Source organism: Neolewinella agarilytica, from assembly GCF_900110645.1.
Classification (GTDB): Bacteria; Bacteroidota; Bacteroidia; order Chitinophagales; family Saprospiraceae; genus Neolewinella; species Neolewinella agarilytica.
This window is the reverse complement of record NZ_FOFB01000012.1, coordinates 153,516-167,882: the sequence shown is the minus strand read 5'-3', so window position 1 is coordinate 167,882 and position 14,367 is coordinate 153,516. Positions and strand designations below refer to the sequence as shown.

Genomic DNA, 14,367 nt, shown 5'->3' with positions numbered 1-14,367 from the left:
GTATCCGCTGGCCTGACGATGGTGGTACAGATTGACTTTAGTCCCTGGCAGGTTCTGGTTTGCGGCAGGAAATTTTCATTTTAGCTTTATAAATTTGACGGACATCGAGCCCCTTCAAAGTCGTCTGTAGCTGAATTAGTCTTCAAAACAGACAATATCGGCCTGAAAATCAATTCCATTCTTCAGCTGGAAGCTACGGAGGTGATTATAAACGCGCTGGCAAGCGATGACCTCGGCCATGGCATCATGCGCATCGACGAGTTCTTTTTGGAAAATCCGTTGGTAAACGTTGGTAAGCTTCGTATCGGCAAGTGAGAGAGATTCGCCGAGGAAGCTGAAGTACTCCATGGCGAGCTGCCGGGTACAGATGGCGGCGCGGCGGCCGCCGTCGCGGCCGAACCTGGGATGGGTCAATGTGGCCACCAGGTTGTGGTAGCCGTTGCGTTTCGCCTCAGCGATGATAATGGCGATGTCGTATTCGACGTTGTGGCCAACAATTATGTCGGCCTGTTCGATCTGCCGGGATACATCTTCGAGTATCTGGGTGATAGAAATTCTGCGCAGACTGGCGACCTTGTTGGTGATTCCGTGAACCTTGGTAGCCGTAATGGGGGTAGCGAAATTCTCGGGATGAACCAGCTGGTTGTAGTCCTGAGAACCCGTGGTGGAGACCAAGCGGGTACTTAGCTGTACGATGTGGTCTTTTCCAGGGTCGAGGCCGGTGGTCTCGGTGTTCATGAATAATAAGGCACACATAAGTATGTAAGTAGGAGGTGTGTAGATCGGGCTAGTGCGACGGTGTTTTTCGCAATAGTAAAATTCTAGGCGGTAAGGGCGTACGTAGTGTCTACCGTGCGGTAGTAACTGATGACATTATTGCGGAAGCCGACAATGATCAGGGTAGGAACAGGAAGGTTGGCCATGAGGGCATCCTGAACCACTGAGCGAAGGAGTTTCGCTGGAAGCTGGTTGAGTGAAAGGTGCCGTTCGATGATCATGACCGTAATATAGTATAAAGTGTAGACTTTGTATACACAAAATCATGAGTATAAGTCGTGACAACCACATAAGGTGATAAGGAATGGTGGAAGTCTATTTTAGCATTTCAGGAGTGAGGTGTTTTGCTTTCAAATAGTGAGACAAGGGGTGGTCTAGTTGTCAGACGATCCGTAACGATCATGAACGAGTTCGACGATGATACTGGTGACGCTGCGGTTTTTCTCAGCGGCTTCTATCCGGAGCTTCTCCAGGAGCTTGCTGGGTAAGCGCATATTGACGGCGATGCGCGGGTCTTTGGTGGGACGGCCAAGTTTCTTCTTGGAGGTTTCGTTTTCTTTATTAGACATGTGGGTGTTAAAGTTGGTGGGGACCATGATGGCGCGGGCCAAAACGAGCACTTAGTTTGGACAAAATACAGCCCTTCAGACCGGAGGGGGAGCATAAAAACGGGTGTAAAAGTGTGGTCAGAATCGTAATCAAATGTACGAAATTTAGATGTGGGAAGGGCGGATTTAGTGTTAAATGATTACATACTTTGTCTACACAAAATGCACCTAAAATCGCCTATCTAGAGGTTACCCGGAGTAAGCATTCTAAGCTGATCGCGAAGGTTGTTCGCACAAATAGTTGTGTCTTCGGGGCATCAATAAAGTTTTTGCGCGGTACTTCTCTTTTTGGGGAGGCCGGACTTTGGATTGGGATAGAAATGGGGAGATGCTAATGGAAGCAAGCAAAGGCAAGCCTGCGGGAGGAAAGGAGGTTTTGACTTTAGGATAGGGGGTAAACTTGTGGGAAATACCGACCTACTGGCAACAGTGCCGGTGCTGAGGGTTGTTTTGCGACTGCGTTACTTATCAAGCTTTTTCTTTTCAGCCTCCAGTCTCGCTTTAGTCTTTGCAGCTTTGATTTGGTCCTTCCTGTTTTCGGGAGAAAGGACCTTACGGCCGCTGCGCAGTTCGAAGGCTTCCCGGGCCATGCCGGCAGCTTCACCGCCTTCTTTAGCGGCCTCATGGTTTTCGTTGAAGCCCTGGGCGTCGCGCTTTACGGCTTCATGGCGAGTATCTTCTTCTCCGAGCATGGTGAAGATGAGCTCCAGGTTGGTCATGTGGTCGCGCAAGTTCTCCCGCTCCAGGCCTTTGTGCTGTTTGTGATCGCTGGGGGTAACACCGAAGGTGCCGCGGCTGATCTCAGCGGTGAGGATACTGTATTCTTTACCTTTCTTGACGCCACGTTTTTGCCACTCTTCAGTCAGGAGCTTGCGAATGTCAATGGACTGGAGCCTTTTGTTGATCCAATCCTCTTCGTAGCCTAGTTTGCGATAATCTTCGCGCATTCGCTCGATGGCGCGTTCGGGGTCTTCCATTTCCTCGATCCGCTGCTTTGCGGTCGTGGCGAGCCACTGCTTGAAGGGTTCAGCTTTGGGGGAGCTGATGGATTGTATGATGCGGAAAATGCCCTCTAAGTTAGATGCGGTTACTTTCCGCTTCTTCCCATCAGCGGCGATCATTGGAAGTGGGGTACAAATTGTACCCCACTTGGTGCTGAGCTCCTGATCTCGTTGGCGCATTTTCTTGATGTACTGTTTAACGTCGCGGCTTTCGCTAAGCAGGCTTACTACGTCAGCTACGGCGAACCACCATTCTTCCTTGTGCCAGATTTGGCGAATCTCTTGTCCATCAAAAATGGCCATTCCTGTTTCTTTCTTGTCTTCCATAGTCTTTGATTGGGAACTATTTGATGGTGGAAATTTAGTTGGATGCTTGAGGCGTAGAGGTGGCAGGATGTTTCTTTTACAGATGAGCCAACCCCTCACCACAAGATACGTTTTTTGCTGCAAAAAACCACTATTTGTTTTATATATTTATTCTCACTTTTAGCTTAAAAGGCCCTTTTCCTACATCGGCGCTTCCAATAAAAAATTAAGCGCCTTCTGCGCCTGGCTGGAAGCCTGGAAGAGGAAGCGTTTATCGTTTTTGAGTAGGTTCAGGTAGGAGTCGATGTAAGCGGCGGCGTTTTCCTGGAGCGGCTGGCGGGAAATACCGGCGTGCTGGCAGAGGTAGACGGCGCCGAGTTCGGCGATGAGCTCCTCAAAGGCGTGGGGTTCGGAGCCTGGGGTGCGTTGCTCCATGGGTAGCGTGATGCCGGGCCGACTGAGGCGGGAGGCATGGCCGGTACTGTGGATAATTTCGTGAAAGAGGGTCTTGTAGTATGCTTCCGGTGAACTGAAACGCGGGAGTGGGGGCATGTTGATCTCGTCGGCTTTAGGGGCGTAGAAGGCGCGATTAAGGTCTTTGTGGTGGACATTCGGAACGGCTTGCAGGCTGTCAACGAAATCATCACACACCTCGATGGGGGCGCTCGGATTCTCTTTGAGCTCGGGAATTGCGAAGTCGATGCCGTCGACATCGGCGACATTAAAGAGATGGAACGTGCGGGGCATTGGGATGGCCTTTACGGACTTATCATTTTTTTGTAGTTGGGCGACCTGAGTGGGGTTGAGGTTCTTCCCGTCATCGTCTTTATACAGGGTTTTAAAGAAGTAGACGGTCTCAGATTTGGCCCCTTTCCGTACCTGACCGCCGAGCGCCTGGGCTTGCTTGTAGGTCAGGTAAAAGGGCACATCGAAATTCGGAAAGAAATTAAGCAGGAAGGCGTTAATGCCAGTGTATACGTGGCCGGTGGCGTAGTTACGGGCCAGGCCGTACTGGTTCCATGGGCGCTGCCAGGGGACAGTCCCGGCTTCGAGCAGGGCGATGACTTTATCGGTGATGACCTGATATAGATCGGGCTTTACGCGGGTGGTGCGTTGCATGGTAAAGGAGTAAGGGGGTGAAGGAATAAAGGGGGTGAAAGGAGGAAAGAGTAAAGGGGCGCGGCCGATGAGACTGGCGCTTATGCTGGGCGTAGCCGGAGTACAGATGCGGTGGAAGTCCCTCGGGGACTAAAGGGGGGGCTCCCAATCCCCAAAGAGAGATAAGGAAAGGCAGTCAGGAGAGACATTTGCAGCTTCCCCTACCCTGTTAAAAACTGCAGGCTAACACGCAAAATTATTTTAAGAAATTACTGAATGAGTAAAAATTATTCAACCGCTTAGCTTGATAGGCATCGCACCGACTAAAGGTGGTTTCTCGCATGATTTCTGTGGAAATATCCGGGGACACCCCGGTGCCATCGGGGCCGGTGATGAGTACTTTGCCCTGCACGCTGAAGCGGGCGTTGGGGAGGGTGGCGCGGTCGGTTACTTCCTCACGGTATTGGTTAGTTCCGTAGGCGCGAAAGAAGTGTTTGTCGGTGTAGGTGACGCGGGCATCGCCGAAAATGGCACGCAGGCCAGCGGCCGTAGCGTGGACGTAGACCGTGCGGATGGTCTGGTCGTCGGGGTCGATAAGGAGAGCGGCGATTTTGGGGGATGGCCGCAAGGGATAGGACTGGACGGCCGTGGCGCTCCACCCGCCTGGCGGGCGAGTGGAGGCATGGGCGTGGAGATCGTTAAGCTGGGGCATGGTTGGTGATTTCGGTAGACTGGGCTTCGTAATCGGGGGCCTGGTAGCCTTCCTGGAGCAGCATGGTTTCGGGGTGGGTGACGGTATCACGGCGGTAGATGGGGGGAATGGCCTGTCGGATTTCCTGAGCCTTGTTTTGGGCGGGAGTGGGGAGATCTTCGAAGGTGAAATCGGCCACGAAATACGGCCCGTGTTCGGGGTGCATGCGGGGTAAAGGTCGGACGGTGATCAGGGAGCCCAGGGGGCTGACGCGGTCGTAGACCATCCGCTTTCCAGCGGCATTGTAGAAGCGATCGACGCTGGACGAGTGGAACAGGACGCCACAGAGGTGGCCGGACTTATTGAGGAAGAAGATCTCTAGCCAGAGGCGGTCGGGACCTTTGAAAAGTGGTGCCCGAAACACCCGGATAGCCAGCGGGAGGAGAGAGAAGGCAGAGCCACCTGCGGTGATTTCTTTTTCGTCTTCAAAATTGAGATTTCCACGCTTGGCGTTAAAGCGGTAGTTGCGGGGCATGCCTTCGAGGTAGGTGATGCGCTCTGGGAGGGCTTTGGCAAAGGAATCGGGGTTGGAGAGGGGGGAGTAATTGGTTGTCATGGTGATGATTTATTAGTTTGTTGGAAAATTGGTGCGTTGGTGTTTCGTGGAGTGGTGGGGCGCGGGACCGCAGGTGCCGAGGGAGGGACATGAGGAGCAGGGGTTAGCAGTAGAAATAGCTTCTTTCCTCGAAGTGCTGGATGTCTACGTCGGACACCTCCGGCGGACCGTAGGCAGGGCCCTCGTGCGCGCCACAATCTTCCCGATAGCCGTGGTACTGCGGCGGGGTGCGACCATTTCCGTAGATAAAATTGAGGTCTTGCTCCCGTTCGGTCAGGAAGCCGGAGTATTCAGAAACAGTCTTTTCTTCATCTTCCCTATCTTCTTCATCATCAGTGGGATAAGTTGACTCACTTAATTCATTTTCTAACCATTCCAGCAGCTCATTTTCTAAGCGCTCGGAGGGATAGAACAGGGGGACCAACTCGAGGGCAAGCTCTTCCATGACCTGCCGGGTGCTGGTGCCCGGAGGGGTACGCAGAGTGGCGAAATACTCCCCTACCCGATCGATTTGGCTCCATCCGGGCGGAAGCGTTTGGGGCAGGCCGTGTGGGGAGGTGGTGATGACGGCAAAGAGTCCGTTTTCGGTATCTGCGGGCAGCACCTCGGTGGCTTTGATGACGTCGGCCAGGAGGTGATTGATGAGGAAGCGGCGGGGGGCGAGGTCTTGCCAAATCTCGAAATTTGGCATACCTCCGGCCTTTGCCAGAAGCGTATTTAAAAGCATTGGTGTTGAGTAAGTGCCCCGGATAGCCTAAAAAAAGGGTGGCGATCAGAGGTGGTTATCAATAAGGTTGAAAAGTGATATAAACGGCTGTATGTCAGCCTCTTAACCTACTTAAAGATACAGTTTTTAGTTGGTTTTCACAAGCTAAAACAACAAATAATTTCATTTAATTCGCTGATGGTCAACACTTTAGACTGGCAGGTCTTTGGGTGAGCGTGTCTTCCTTGCAGTATGGTTGGCTGCTGGATTTTGGGCGGGGTATGGGTTTGGGTAGCCCGGGAAGCGGAGCGCTCAGCCTGGACGCACGGAAGCCCCAAGCCTGGACGCAGAGCCCTGGACTTGTAGCGTTGACGCAGGGCTGGCGGTTTGCGTCCCGCAATACTGCGGGAGACCACGGGCAGCCGAGCAAAGAGAAAAACCGCGCGAAAACCTGGTCGCCCCGTTGTTTCGAGCGGAGGGGCGATGCTTTAGTTTCAGGGCAATGCCTTTCCGGAGTGGACCGACATAGCGCCCGAGACAAGGGGCTGCAATGCCCGGCCAGAGCCGGCGGCCGCGACCACGAGCCACCGGAGGGAGAAAGACCGCGCAAAAAAGCCAGCACTGCAAGAAGGGCTTTTTTGTGCGGTCTTTTGACTGGAGGTGGCTCGGCGGGCGTGGCTGCCGAAACGGACGGGCCCTGCGCCCTGTGAAGGGTGCTTATAAGTTTTGCTCTTGAGCTCTACAGCATTGACGTTCCGAAGGAGACTGGCTTGCTACCAACTTTGCTCTTTCCAACTTTTTTTGCATCCCGACTAGGTCGAGGACTAACTGCGTGCCGCATGCGGTCACGTCCAAATGAGGGTGCAACAGCGAAGCTAGATTAATACGTAGTAGAACACCCCTCCGTAAAGAACGAGCGACCAAACAAAGAACAACATCGCCCCCTTTTCCTCATACTCTCTTTGAGGTAATTGCCCGGAAAGACTTCGGTAGGTAGTACTTATTAATACCCCACCAACCATACCCGGGAACGGCGATACATTGTGAAAAAACATAAAAAGGCCTAACCAAAACACTAGATTTGGCATGCCTACATCATTGATGCTTTGTTGGAAGAGCCGTACGCGATCGTGTTCGATGAAAACATCGTGCACGTGGTTGAAAATCGGGAACGCACTATTGATAAGAAGTGCGACACCAAAAAGAAGCAATAAATGTCCTAGGACAAGTGAAGCATAAAGAATCTTTTGAGCTACTACGCCGTAATTAAGCCCACACATTATAGGAGCTAAATAGTTAAAAATCAATGAGTAAACCAAGATGAAACCAACCGGTCCTCCAAGAACTAACCAGGACTGAGCGTCGGAGGCGTCTTGAATATACAATAGCGTAGCGATAGCTATCAACAGTCCTGAAATAGGACCACATAGCGAAAAAAAGAATTGTTTTGCCAAAGAAAGGTACTGGAAGTGATGCGGATATGGGGATTCGCCTTCTTCCATTATCATCCCCGCTACCTTCAAATAACCGCCCAGCGGCAACCACCCGAGGCCATACTCAGTATCGCCTACGTTGAAGCTGAACAATTTAAAAAAGGCATCATACCAGATATAAAATTTCTCTACCTGAATGCCGCTACGTTTTAGCGGCAACAAGAGTGCGAGATTGTACAAAAAAGTGTAGAGGGTGAGTATTAAAAAGAAGAGTAAGGCGACTTGCATAGGGCGTTTATTGGGAGTTGCGATCTTAGTGGCTAGCCACAAATTAGGGATTTTGCAGCACGGCCCTTTCTCTGAAGAGCACGGTGGACCGCTGCGGGTGCCCCCCCCAACCCCCAAAGGGGGAGTAAAAGCCCAAAACATTAAGGGGCTAGATTAGAAATTGAGTCGACCGGCTATCAGCGGGCGGCGGTGCGGGGCATCCGGAAGAGAGTAGCGTGAGAAGTTGAGTGAGGTTTTACTATATCCTTCAGCACCGGACTTCGTTTGTGGAAGGAACAAATCACTAATGGTGCTTTTATAATGGTCTGCCGCTCGTTCGCTGCGCGGCTTCCTTCGGAGGTGGCCGCCGGTTTTGCCATCAATTAGGGACTAAGGCCTCAGCAACGAGCGGTGTTAGCGGCGCGGTGGACGGCAGGGGGGGGCCACACGAGCGTTAGCGAAGTAGTGGCCGCGCCTTGCGTCCGCTGTGACGCGGGAGGCTGGATAAAGAGTTTCAGGGAAAGTTGAAACCGGCGGGTAAAGTGGGGCAAGCCTTATCCTCCCCCAGCCCCTCCGAAGGAGGGGAGTCGAAGAGCGGTGTTTATGGTTGGGTCACCCGGCAGCACGGTTCGGCGCTTCCGGGCGGCTAGCCGGAGCCCCCCGCCCCCCAGGAGGGGGAGCAGAGGCTGGGCCGACGGAAGGGACGGATGGTGCGTGGCGTTCGAGACCAGGTTGAAGGAACAAGACCCCTACCCTGCTCGTCCAACTTGCTTTGCATCCTGCGACCGCGCCCTAATGTAGCTAAAGGTTGTGGACAGTGTTGATCACCTCTTTAAAGAAGCTCTCTGCGGCTTTACTGAATACAAAAACTGGACTCTCTCCGACAAGGTGCTCAGATGAGCCCTCACCCAATACAAAATACAGGTATTTCGTCCCTTCTACATCAATGGACCTGATCCCCTTTACCTGATTAAAGCCAAAGTCATATTTGACCGCTAGCTTTTTTGAAAGAAAGAACATGCGGTTTCCCTGAATTTGCAAAAACTCCGGCGGGCTAGTCGGAGGAACGAGCGATAACAAGATTTTGCCGATTCCGATGATTACCCCTAGAACCAACAATATTCCGAATTGAACAGCGAGGTCTTCAAAACCAAGAGCTGCGGTAGCGCCAAGGATAAGTGCGCCGAGTATGATGCTACCGATTACTGCGACGGGCGTACTAATCATACCTGACTTATAGTCTGCTTTGCGTTGCTCTTTTACCGTTTCCTGATTGACAAGTTGAAATCGACGACCGGGGCTATCGGGTGAAGATTCTACTTCTTTGTAGGTCGGAAACGTTTGCGGCTTTGATTTCAACGACGCAAATGGATCAGCCGTTTCGATAGAGGTACGGTTAATAGCGACTTGTAAGATTAAGTCCATCGTTGAGGCAGCTGAAGTTGAGTAGTCTATTTGATGTAAGGTAAGGAGCGAAGAACAAACCTTTGCTTGATTTGCAGGAAGGCTTTTGCATAGCCAGCCTCAATTTTGTTCTTCGTCCTGTGTAAGCACGTATTTGCCTTCCACTTTTCAGTAACCCATGTCTAATGGGTTAACGAGCGACTATGAATCTCTTCAGGATTGAATCACCATTGCCGTAGTAGAAACGGATCAAGTAGACACCTTGGGGGAGGTGAGTAACATCTATTGTAGCTACGTCCTTAGTGATAAATAGATACGTTCCGTCGACTTTGCGAACCTCAGCTTTCTCGATGCCGGAGACGCTACCGTTTACATGAAGTGTTGATGTAGCGGGATTGGGAAAGACGTCTATCTCTCCTTCCGAAAAGATTGATGCGCTACGAAGCCAAGTTCCACCTACGGTACCATCCAGATCGTACTGCGTCAGGCGGTAAACGTTCTCGCCAAATGCGGGAGTTTCATCCACAAAGGAGTAGTCGTTATCAGTGTTCCTCTCATCGTCGTAAATCGTGGCTAGTGAAGTCCAATCCTCGTCGCCGTTAAGTTTGTGAACTTCAAATCTTCCATGGTTGAACTCAGCACTCGTATTCCACCGTAACAGAACGACTTTACCATTGGGTACAGCGGTGAAGTCTTGAAGCGTAATGGGAAGTGCAATACAGGAAGCGGTAACCTGTGCTGCGGAGTTGCACCCCTCCTCGTTGTTCTGCACCGTACTACTTCCGCTGCTGGTTGTGATCAATTCGCAGACAGCTTGATTAGAGCAAACCGAGAGGAGTTGATTTCCTGAAAGAACGAGGTTGCCCGTAATTTCTTCCAGGTCAGCCAGGCCATCGAGATTTAGCAGGTTCGGGTTGTTGTCAATGATAAGATCTCCCTCTATGGTTCTCAAGTTTGCTAACGCATCCAGGTTTACAATTGGAGAGTTCGTAGTGAAGCCAGCGGCAGTAGTAATAGTAAGGTTACCATTAATTGCCGTACAACTTGGATAGTTGGTAATGAACCCATCGACTTCCTCCTGGCTACTTAGCGTGACATCACCGCTGGGACATTGCGGTGCTCCACAGGAGAAGCAGATGTCGATGCCGCGAGGACCGGATACTGGTTGATTTGGTAGTAGCTGAGGATCATTTCCGTCTAAAGAAGCAACCATAATTTTCTGGGTAGCTTGGCCGGTGGTCCAGAAAAGTTGGTTGGTGCCGGGGCTAAGCGCTATATCGTAAGGTTCGTCAAGTCCTTCCAGAACGATGGAAAAATCAGAGCCATCCAATTTGACCCGGCAGATGTGGCCGAGGTCTTCATTACACCAGTACAGGTATTCATTGACATGATCTACGGAGAGGCCCCGGGCGTCCACTAAAGAAACGGGGACACTAGCAACTGTAGAAGTGGAGCTCCCACCAATGGGGCGGCTTCTGATGCTGGAGCCAAAGGTTGACGTCCAGTAGACTGTATTGAGCGGATCGCTGACACAAATCGAGGTGGCATTAGTACCAAATATCCGCTGAGATGCTGTACTTGGTAGCTGACCGAAGCGAAGTTCAGGATTACTCCCCGTTCCGTTTTTGTAGAAGTAGCCTGTTTCACTCACGGCCATTCCGAACCCGGTGGCGCCTACGCTATAGGTCACGGGAGAACTTCCGTCAAGGTTCCGTTCTCGTAGTCTACCGTTGATAAGTGCGCTTGTATACATCTTCCCGGACTCTTCGACTATATCGATGTTCCATTCAGTGAAGTTGGCATCAAAATTTACAGCGTTACTTCCGTCCAGGTTCATCCTTCGGTTACCATCTGGCGTAGAAGTAGATGCTGACATAACAAAAAGTTGAGGTATACCGACGGGAGCGGGAGAACAGTCTTGACCACCTCGGAACGTAAGTGCCTTACAACTTGGGTTACCTTCCTCGAAAGCAGAAATCTCAATAGCCCCGAGCGTAGACAAGCCGGTGAAGGTGTAAGTCCCCGATCCGGTAACGCTTAAGGATGTTTGATCAGCTGGAACATCAATTTCAATGGTGTAATTGGTTCCAGCATCGCCCGTGAACACGATTGACAGATCGTAAGTGCCATCGGTGCATGACGAATTTGTGGCCTCGCCGATGGAAATATTGGAACAATTCGTTAATGTGTAATCTAAGCCAATATCGAATACAGGAGTGGGCCTTCCTGGACAAGTAGTTGCCGCGCTATAATATAAAAGGAAGTACTGTTCGGAAAGATCAAGATCAGACGGGAGAACCGCAGTAAAGGAACCGTTGTTGTTGAGGCCATTCATGATTAGTGATGCAGTCCAGCTGTTTTGCGCTGTATAGTATAAGTCGAGGTTCGCTGTAGCTACGTTAGGAATGACGGAGTCATCCCAAGTAAACTCTACGACATTATTGGCCTCTCCAGCTTCAACACTAACGACTTCCAGGTTTACGGAAGGAGTGTAATCAGCCCAAGGCTCACAGCCCGTTTTGAAATCAAAGTTCTCTACAGAAGTAATGGTGACAGGAGCACTAATTTCCTCTGCTCCAGCTACGTCGGGCCGGACAACTCTAAATTCCACGATTTGATCTGGTGTGCCTGGCTCATAAAGCGGTACGTTGGCGGGAAGGTAGAGCAGCCCTGGATCGGTACGGGATGCCTCACCGATGAGTGTCCATTGAGTTGTTCCTTGTGGCCGATACTCGAAGTTAACAGAATGCTCACCCTGGTACTGACTAGCGGCAATAAAAGTGACGTTTTCCATACTAGTGAGCGATGTAATACTGGGAGCGATGAGGTATAGACCACTAGCGTTGGTTTGTGGTGCGAGTAGGTTTTGACGAGCGTTCACAGCGTACCAATAAGCTCTCGCGTACTGATCATCAGAAAGGTATTGCTTACAGTTGCTATAGGACATTACGTTTTTCAAATCATTCTCAGTAAGTGTTGAGAAACTAGTTGTAGATAAGTCCAAATCTGGGCACAATTCCATACAGCCATTATCGAGGCTGTTATAAATTGTACCCTCAAAGCCCGGAGGTGTGTCAACGCAGCGGTCTCCTTCGAAGTTGGGGTTTGACTCCGTGTATCCTGAACAGGCCGCCACGGCAGCACACATATCGGATAGCTCTATACCGTCTTCATTGGGGTCTGGTAGACGACAGCCCACATCCTGGAAGGTATGGAAAAGTCCAAAAAAATGACCGAGTTCATGGGAGAAGTTACCGTCGTTGAAAACGAAGCCCGTTTTGAGAAGAATTTGATCTCCTCGGACGGTCTGGCCAGTAACGCTTTGCGGAAAAGTAGCGTTGCCGATGTTTTTAGACAGGCCTGCGATCAGTTGGACAACGTAAACGTTGATTGCGTTTGGCTGATACGGTAGTTCTCCGTAGCTGTTAATGTCTGCGGGGTCAACATCCAAGTATGCCTGGCTCTGTGCTGGCGAATATTCGATTGGATCGTAAAGAAGTTCGAATCCCAAATTAGCTGGTGCGTAGAAACTGTTTGCCTCAGCTATCGCATTGTCGATCTCTGAACGTGATGCTAAGAGGTTTGTAGTGTTACCGTCGTTTGACGAGAATACGTGAAAAACGACCGGGAGGTTAAGGTAAGCGGGCAGACTTGCGTCAAAAACGTAGTCAGGATCTAAGCTGGGATCGTTTCCGTTGAGATAGGCTGCCTGATCGGGGATAGTTGGGTCTGCAGTACAGAGGTTCTGAGCACAAAGGGTTGTTCCAAACAGAAACAGGACCGACAACAACAGGTAAATAAAAGGCTTCATGAGGTAGGTTTTGAAAGGGGCACTTGTCATGGCTGACGAGCAATAACAATGTTGTTATTGCTCGTCAAAGTTATTGTCGGTTTCCTACGTAACTGGATGATGTCTGCCAATTAATAGGAGAAACCTTCTGAAGCCTGTTGTTTTTCCGATGAGCTGTTGTTTTTAGCTTCCGAAAATTTGAAGCGTCTATAGGAAGAGTACGCTACGTTCGAGAAAGTCCGCAAAAGAGAAGATGATTAGTGAGGTTAATTATTACCAAATCATAGCTCTGGGCCTTGCCCGATTTTGCTGTTTAGCAGCAAAAAAACGATAGCTTTGACGCGAGTTCAATAGTAACCCCATGAAAGCCTACTGATTGTGATGAAATTCAGATTACTAATTATCCTGGGACTCAGCTCCTTTGTTGTGAGTGGCCAGACCGTGGAATCCCGCCTCGCTGTTAAAAAGGAAAAGCAGCTTTTACTGCTTAAACAGCTAGAGCAGCTTGACACAGAAATTGAAGCACTGAAGTTTGAGCAGATTAAGCAAGATCTGCAGAGCGTTGGCCTCCCTTCCGGTGAACAGCTATGGCATTCGGCTATGGTACTGTCGTATGCGGAGGAATATGAGCAGGCACGGTGGGTGGCGCACATTATTCGTCCGGAGGTCACGGACGGACGGGGAGCACGGACAAATGACTTCAGGGAAGATCCTTTGGTTGTTACCGGTTCCGCAGTGGAAGCGGACTACTTTCTAAAGTACCTGCAGCCCGATAGCACTTACAAATATGATGGGTTCGCTTCGCGGCTACTTCGTGGTCGGCTGGGACCGTGGCCACTTGGCTCCGTCGGCGGATTTTCGGTGGTCGGAGAAGGCGTTGTCAGAGAGCTATTTGTATTCCAATATGTCGCCACAACTAGATGATTTCAACCGTGATGGCTGGGCGGAGCTGGAGGGGTTGCTGAGGGGCTATGTTGCCAGGACCGGACATCATCTACACGTGGTTACCGGCGGCGTTCTGAAAGATGGCTTACCCGTGATCGAGCGGGGTGCGAATAAGGTGTCGATTCCGGAGCAGTACTATAAGGTTGTGCTGGACCTGGAGGCGGGCAAAGCGATCGCTTTCCTGATGCCAAACGTGAAGCTCCCCTACCCCATCGAGCATTACGCCGTGCCGATTGATGAGGTGGAAGAGTTGACGGGGCTGGATTTCTTTAATCTGGTCGAAGGTCAGGAGTCGATGGAGCAGGAGGCTGATACTGAGTTATGGATTCCGGCGGTGGCCGCCGGCGACGTCGACCCGATTTATGCCCCTTCTCTACCCCGGGGTCACTTTAATACGGTGCAAGCGAAGCTGTATATGGGGAGAGGAAAGAAGGTCACGGTGGTCGGGAAAGTGGTGAGTAGCCGGTACAGCCAGGCTGGGCATCTCTGGTTTAATCTGGATAAGCAGTACCCTAATCAGATTTTTTCGGTGATGATCCGGAAGGAAAATTTGGTCAATTTTTCGGGTGACCCTAAGGCGGAGTTTGACGGGAAGGTTATTGCGGTTACGGGGGAGGTTAGTAAGTTCGGAGAGTCTGCGGTTATGGTTGTTGATGGGGAGAAAAAGCTTAAAGTATTTGGTCGTGACACGCAATAATAAGAGTGACTAGACACTGCATAGTCTA

The 14,367-nt window shown here is 50.8% G+C and carries 13 protein-coding genes; 2 read left to right on the top strand and 11 right to left on the bottom strand.

The features are described from left to right. Positions 1–135 precede the first annotated feature (135 nt). The 11 genes from BM123_RS12310 to BM123_RS12265 all read right to left on the bottom strand — a co-directional run bounded on the left by BM123_RS12310 (position 136) and on the right by BM123_RS12265 (position 12,718). On the bottom strand, positions 136–756 hold the full coding sequence (locus BM123_RS12310) for a 3'-5' exonuclease (RefSeq protein WP_090168911.1): 621 nt from the start codon (positions 754–756) through the stop codon (positions 136–138). Positions 757–821: 65 nt separating this feature from the next. Then, positions 822–998: a hypothetical protein gene (locus BM123_RS24215; RefSeq protein ID WP_175489358.1), complete on the bottom strand. Its 177-nt coding sequence runs from the start codon at positions 996–998 to the stop codon at positions 822–824. A gap of 153 nt (positions 999–1,151) precedes the next feature. Further along, positions 1,152–1,346, bottom strand: a complete 195-nt coding sequence (locus tag BM123_RS12305) for an Arc family DNA-binding protein (RefSeq protein ID WP_175489357.1) — start codon at positions 1,344–1,346, stop codon at positions 1,152–1,154. 500 nt (positions 1,347–1,846) lie between these two features. Beyond that, complete coding sequence (locus BM123_RS12300; protein ID WP_090168907.1) at positions 1,847–2,713, bottom strand: BRO-N domain-containing protein; 867 nt, start codon at positions 2,711–2,713, stop codon at positions 1,847–1,849. Between the two features lie 180 nt (positions 2,714–2,893). After that, positions 2,894–3,811: an ArdC family protein gene (locus BM123_RS12295; protein ID WP_090168906.1), complete on the bottom strand. Its 918-nt coding sequence runs from the start codon at positions 3,809–3,811 to the stop codon at positions 2,894–2,896. A 235-nt stretch (positions 3,812–4,046) separates the two neighbouring features. After that, positions 4,047–4,502, bottom strand: a complete 456-nt coding sequence (locus BM123_RS12290; protein ID WP_090168904.1) for a hypothetical protein — start codon at positions 4,500–4,502, stop codon at positions 4,047–4,049. Beyond that, the gene (locus BM123_RS12285) at positions 4,489–5,097 is read right to left on the bottom strand and encodes a hypothetical protein (RefSeq protein ID WP_090168902.1); all 609 of its coding nucleotides are present in this window, start codon (positions 5,095–5,097) and stop codon (positions 4,489–4,491) included. The genes BM123_RS12290 and BM123_RS12285 overlap by 14 nt, the downstream gene beginning before the upstream one ends. Positions 5,098–5,200: 103 nt before the next feature. Next, positions 5,201–5,824, bottom strand: a complete 624-nt coding sequence (locus tag BM123_RS12280) for a hypothetical protein (protein ID WP_090168900.1) — start codon at positions 5,822–5,824, stop codon at positions 5,201–5,203. Positions 5,825–6,678: 854 nt separating this feature from the next. Then, positions 6,679–7,524, bottom strand: coding sequence for a site-2 protease family protein (locus tag BM123_RS12275; protein ID WP_090168897.1), 846 nt, complete (start codon positions 7,522–7,524; stop codon positions 6,679–6,681). 780 nt (positions 7,525–8,304) lie between these two features. After that, positions 8,305–8,928, bottom strand: coding sequence for a hypothetical protein (locus BM123_RS12270; RefSeq protein WP_090168894.1), 624 nt, complete (start codon positions 8,926–8,928; stop codon positions 8,305–8,307). A 169-nt stretch (positions 8,929–9,097) separates the two neighbouring features. Beyond that, the gene (locus BM123_RS12265; RefSeq protein WP_175489356.1) at positions 9,098–12,718 is read right to left on the bottom strand and encodes a T9SS type A sorting domain-containing protein; all 3,621 of its coding nucleotides are present in this window, start codon (positions 12,716–12,718) and stop codon (positions 9,098–9,100) included. A 360-nt stretch (positions 12,719–13,078) separates the two neighbouring features. Here BM123_RS12265 and BM123_RS24580 point away from each other — a divergent pair, with 360 nt between their 5' ends. Beyond that, the gene (locus BM123_RS24580) at positions 13,079–13,621 is read left to right on the top strand and encodes a DNA/RNA non-specific endonuclease (RefSeq protein ID WP_245748529.1); all 543 of its coding nucleotides are present in this window, start codon (positions 13,079–13,081) and stop codon (positions 13,619–13,621) included. Beyond that, a complete protein-coding gene (locus tag BM123_RS12260; RefSeq protein WP_245748530.1) occupies positions 13,512–14,339 on the top strand; it encodes a DNA/RNA non-specific endonuclease in 828 nt (275 codons plus the stop codon). The genes BM123_RS24580 and BM123_RS12260 overlap by 110 nt, the downstream gene beginning before the upstream one ends. Positions 14,340–14,367 lie beyond the last annotated feature (28 nt).

Bases quoted from the DNA above. Each gene is read 5' to 3' on its own strand.
- BM123_RS12310 (WP_090168911.1), bottom strand. From the start codon at position 756: ATGTGTGCCTTATTATTCATGAACACCGAGACCACCGGCCTCGACCCT.
- BM123_RS24215 (WP_175489358.1), bottom strand. From the start codon at position 998: ATGATCATCGAACGGCACCTTTCACTCAACCAGCTTCCAGCGAAACTC.
- BM123_RS12305 (WP_175489357.1), bottom strand. From the start codon at position 1,346: ATGTCTAATAAAGAAAACGAAACCTCCAAGAAGAAACTTGGCCGTCCC.
- BM123_RS12300 (WP_090168907.1), bottom strand. From the start codon at position 2,713: ATGGAAGACAAGAAAGAAACAGGAATGGCCATTTTTGATGGACAAGAG.
- BM123_RS12295 (WP_090168906.1), bottom strand. From the start codon at position 3,811: ATGCAACGCACCACCCGCGTAAAGCCCGATCTATATCAGGTCATCACC.
- BM123_RS12290 (WP_090168904.1), bottom strand. From the start codon at position 4,502: ATGCCCCAGCTTAACGATCTCCACGCCCATGCCTCCACTCGCCCGCCA.
- BM123_RS12285 (WP_090168902.1), bottom strand. From the start codon at position 5,097: ATGACAACCAATTACTCCCCCCTCTCCAACCCCGATTCCTTTGCCAAA.
- BM123_RS12280 (WP_090168900.1), bottom strand. From the start codon at position 5,824: ATGCTTTTAAATACGCTTCTGGCAAAGGCCGGAGGTATGCCAAATTTC.
- BM123_RS12275 (WP_090168897.1), bottom strand. From the start codon at position 7,524: ATGCAAGTCGCCTTACTCTTCTTTTTAATACTCACCCTCTACACTTTT.
- BM123_RS12270 (WP_090168894.1), bottom strand. From the start codon at position 8,928: ATGGACTTAATCTTACAAGTCGCTATTAACCGTACCTCTATCGAAACG.
- BM123_RS12265 (WP_175489356.1), bottom strand. From the start codon at position 12,718: ATGAAGCCTTTTATTTACCTGTTGTTGTCGGTCCTGTTTCTGTTTGGA.
- BM123_RS24580 (WP_245748529.1), top strand. From the start codon at position 13,079: ATGAAATTCAGATTACTAATTATCCTGGGACTCAGCTCCTTTGTTGTG.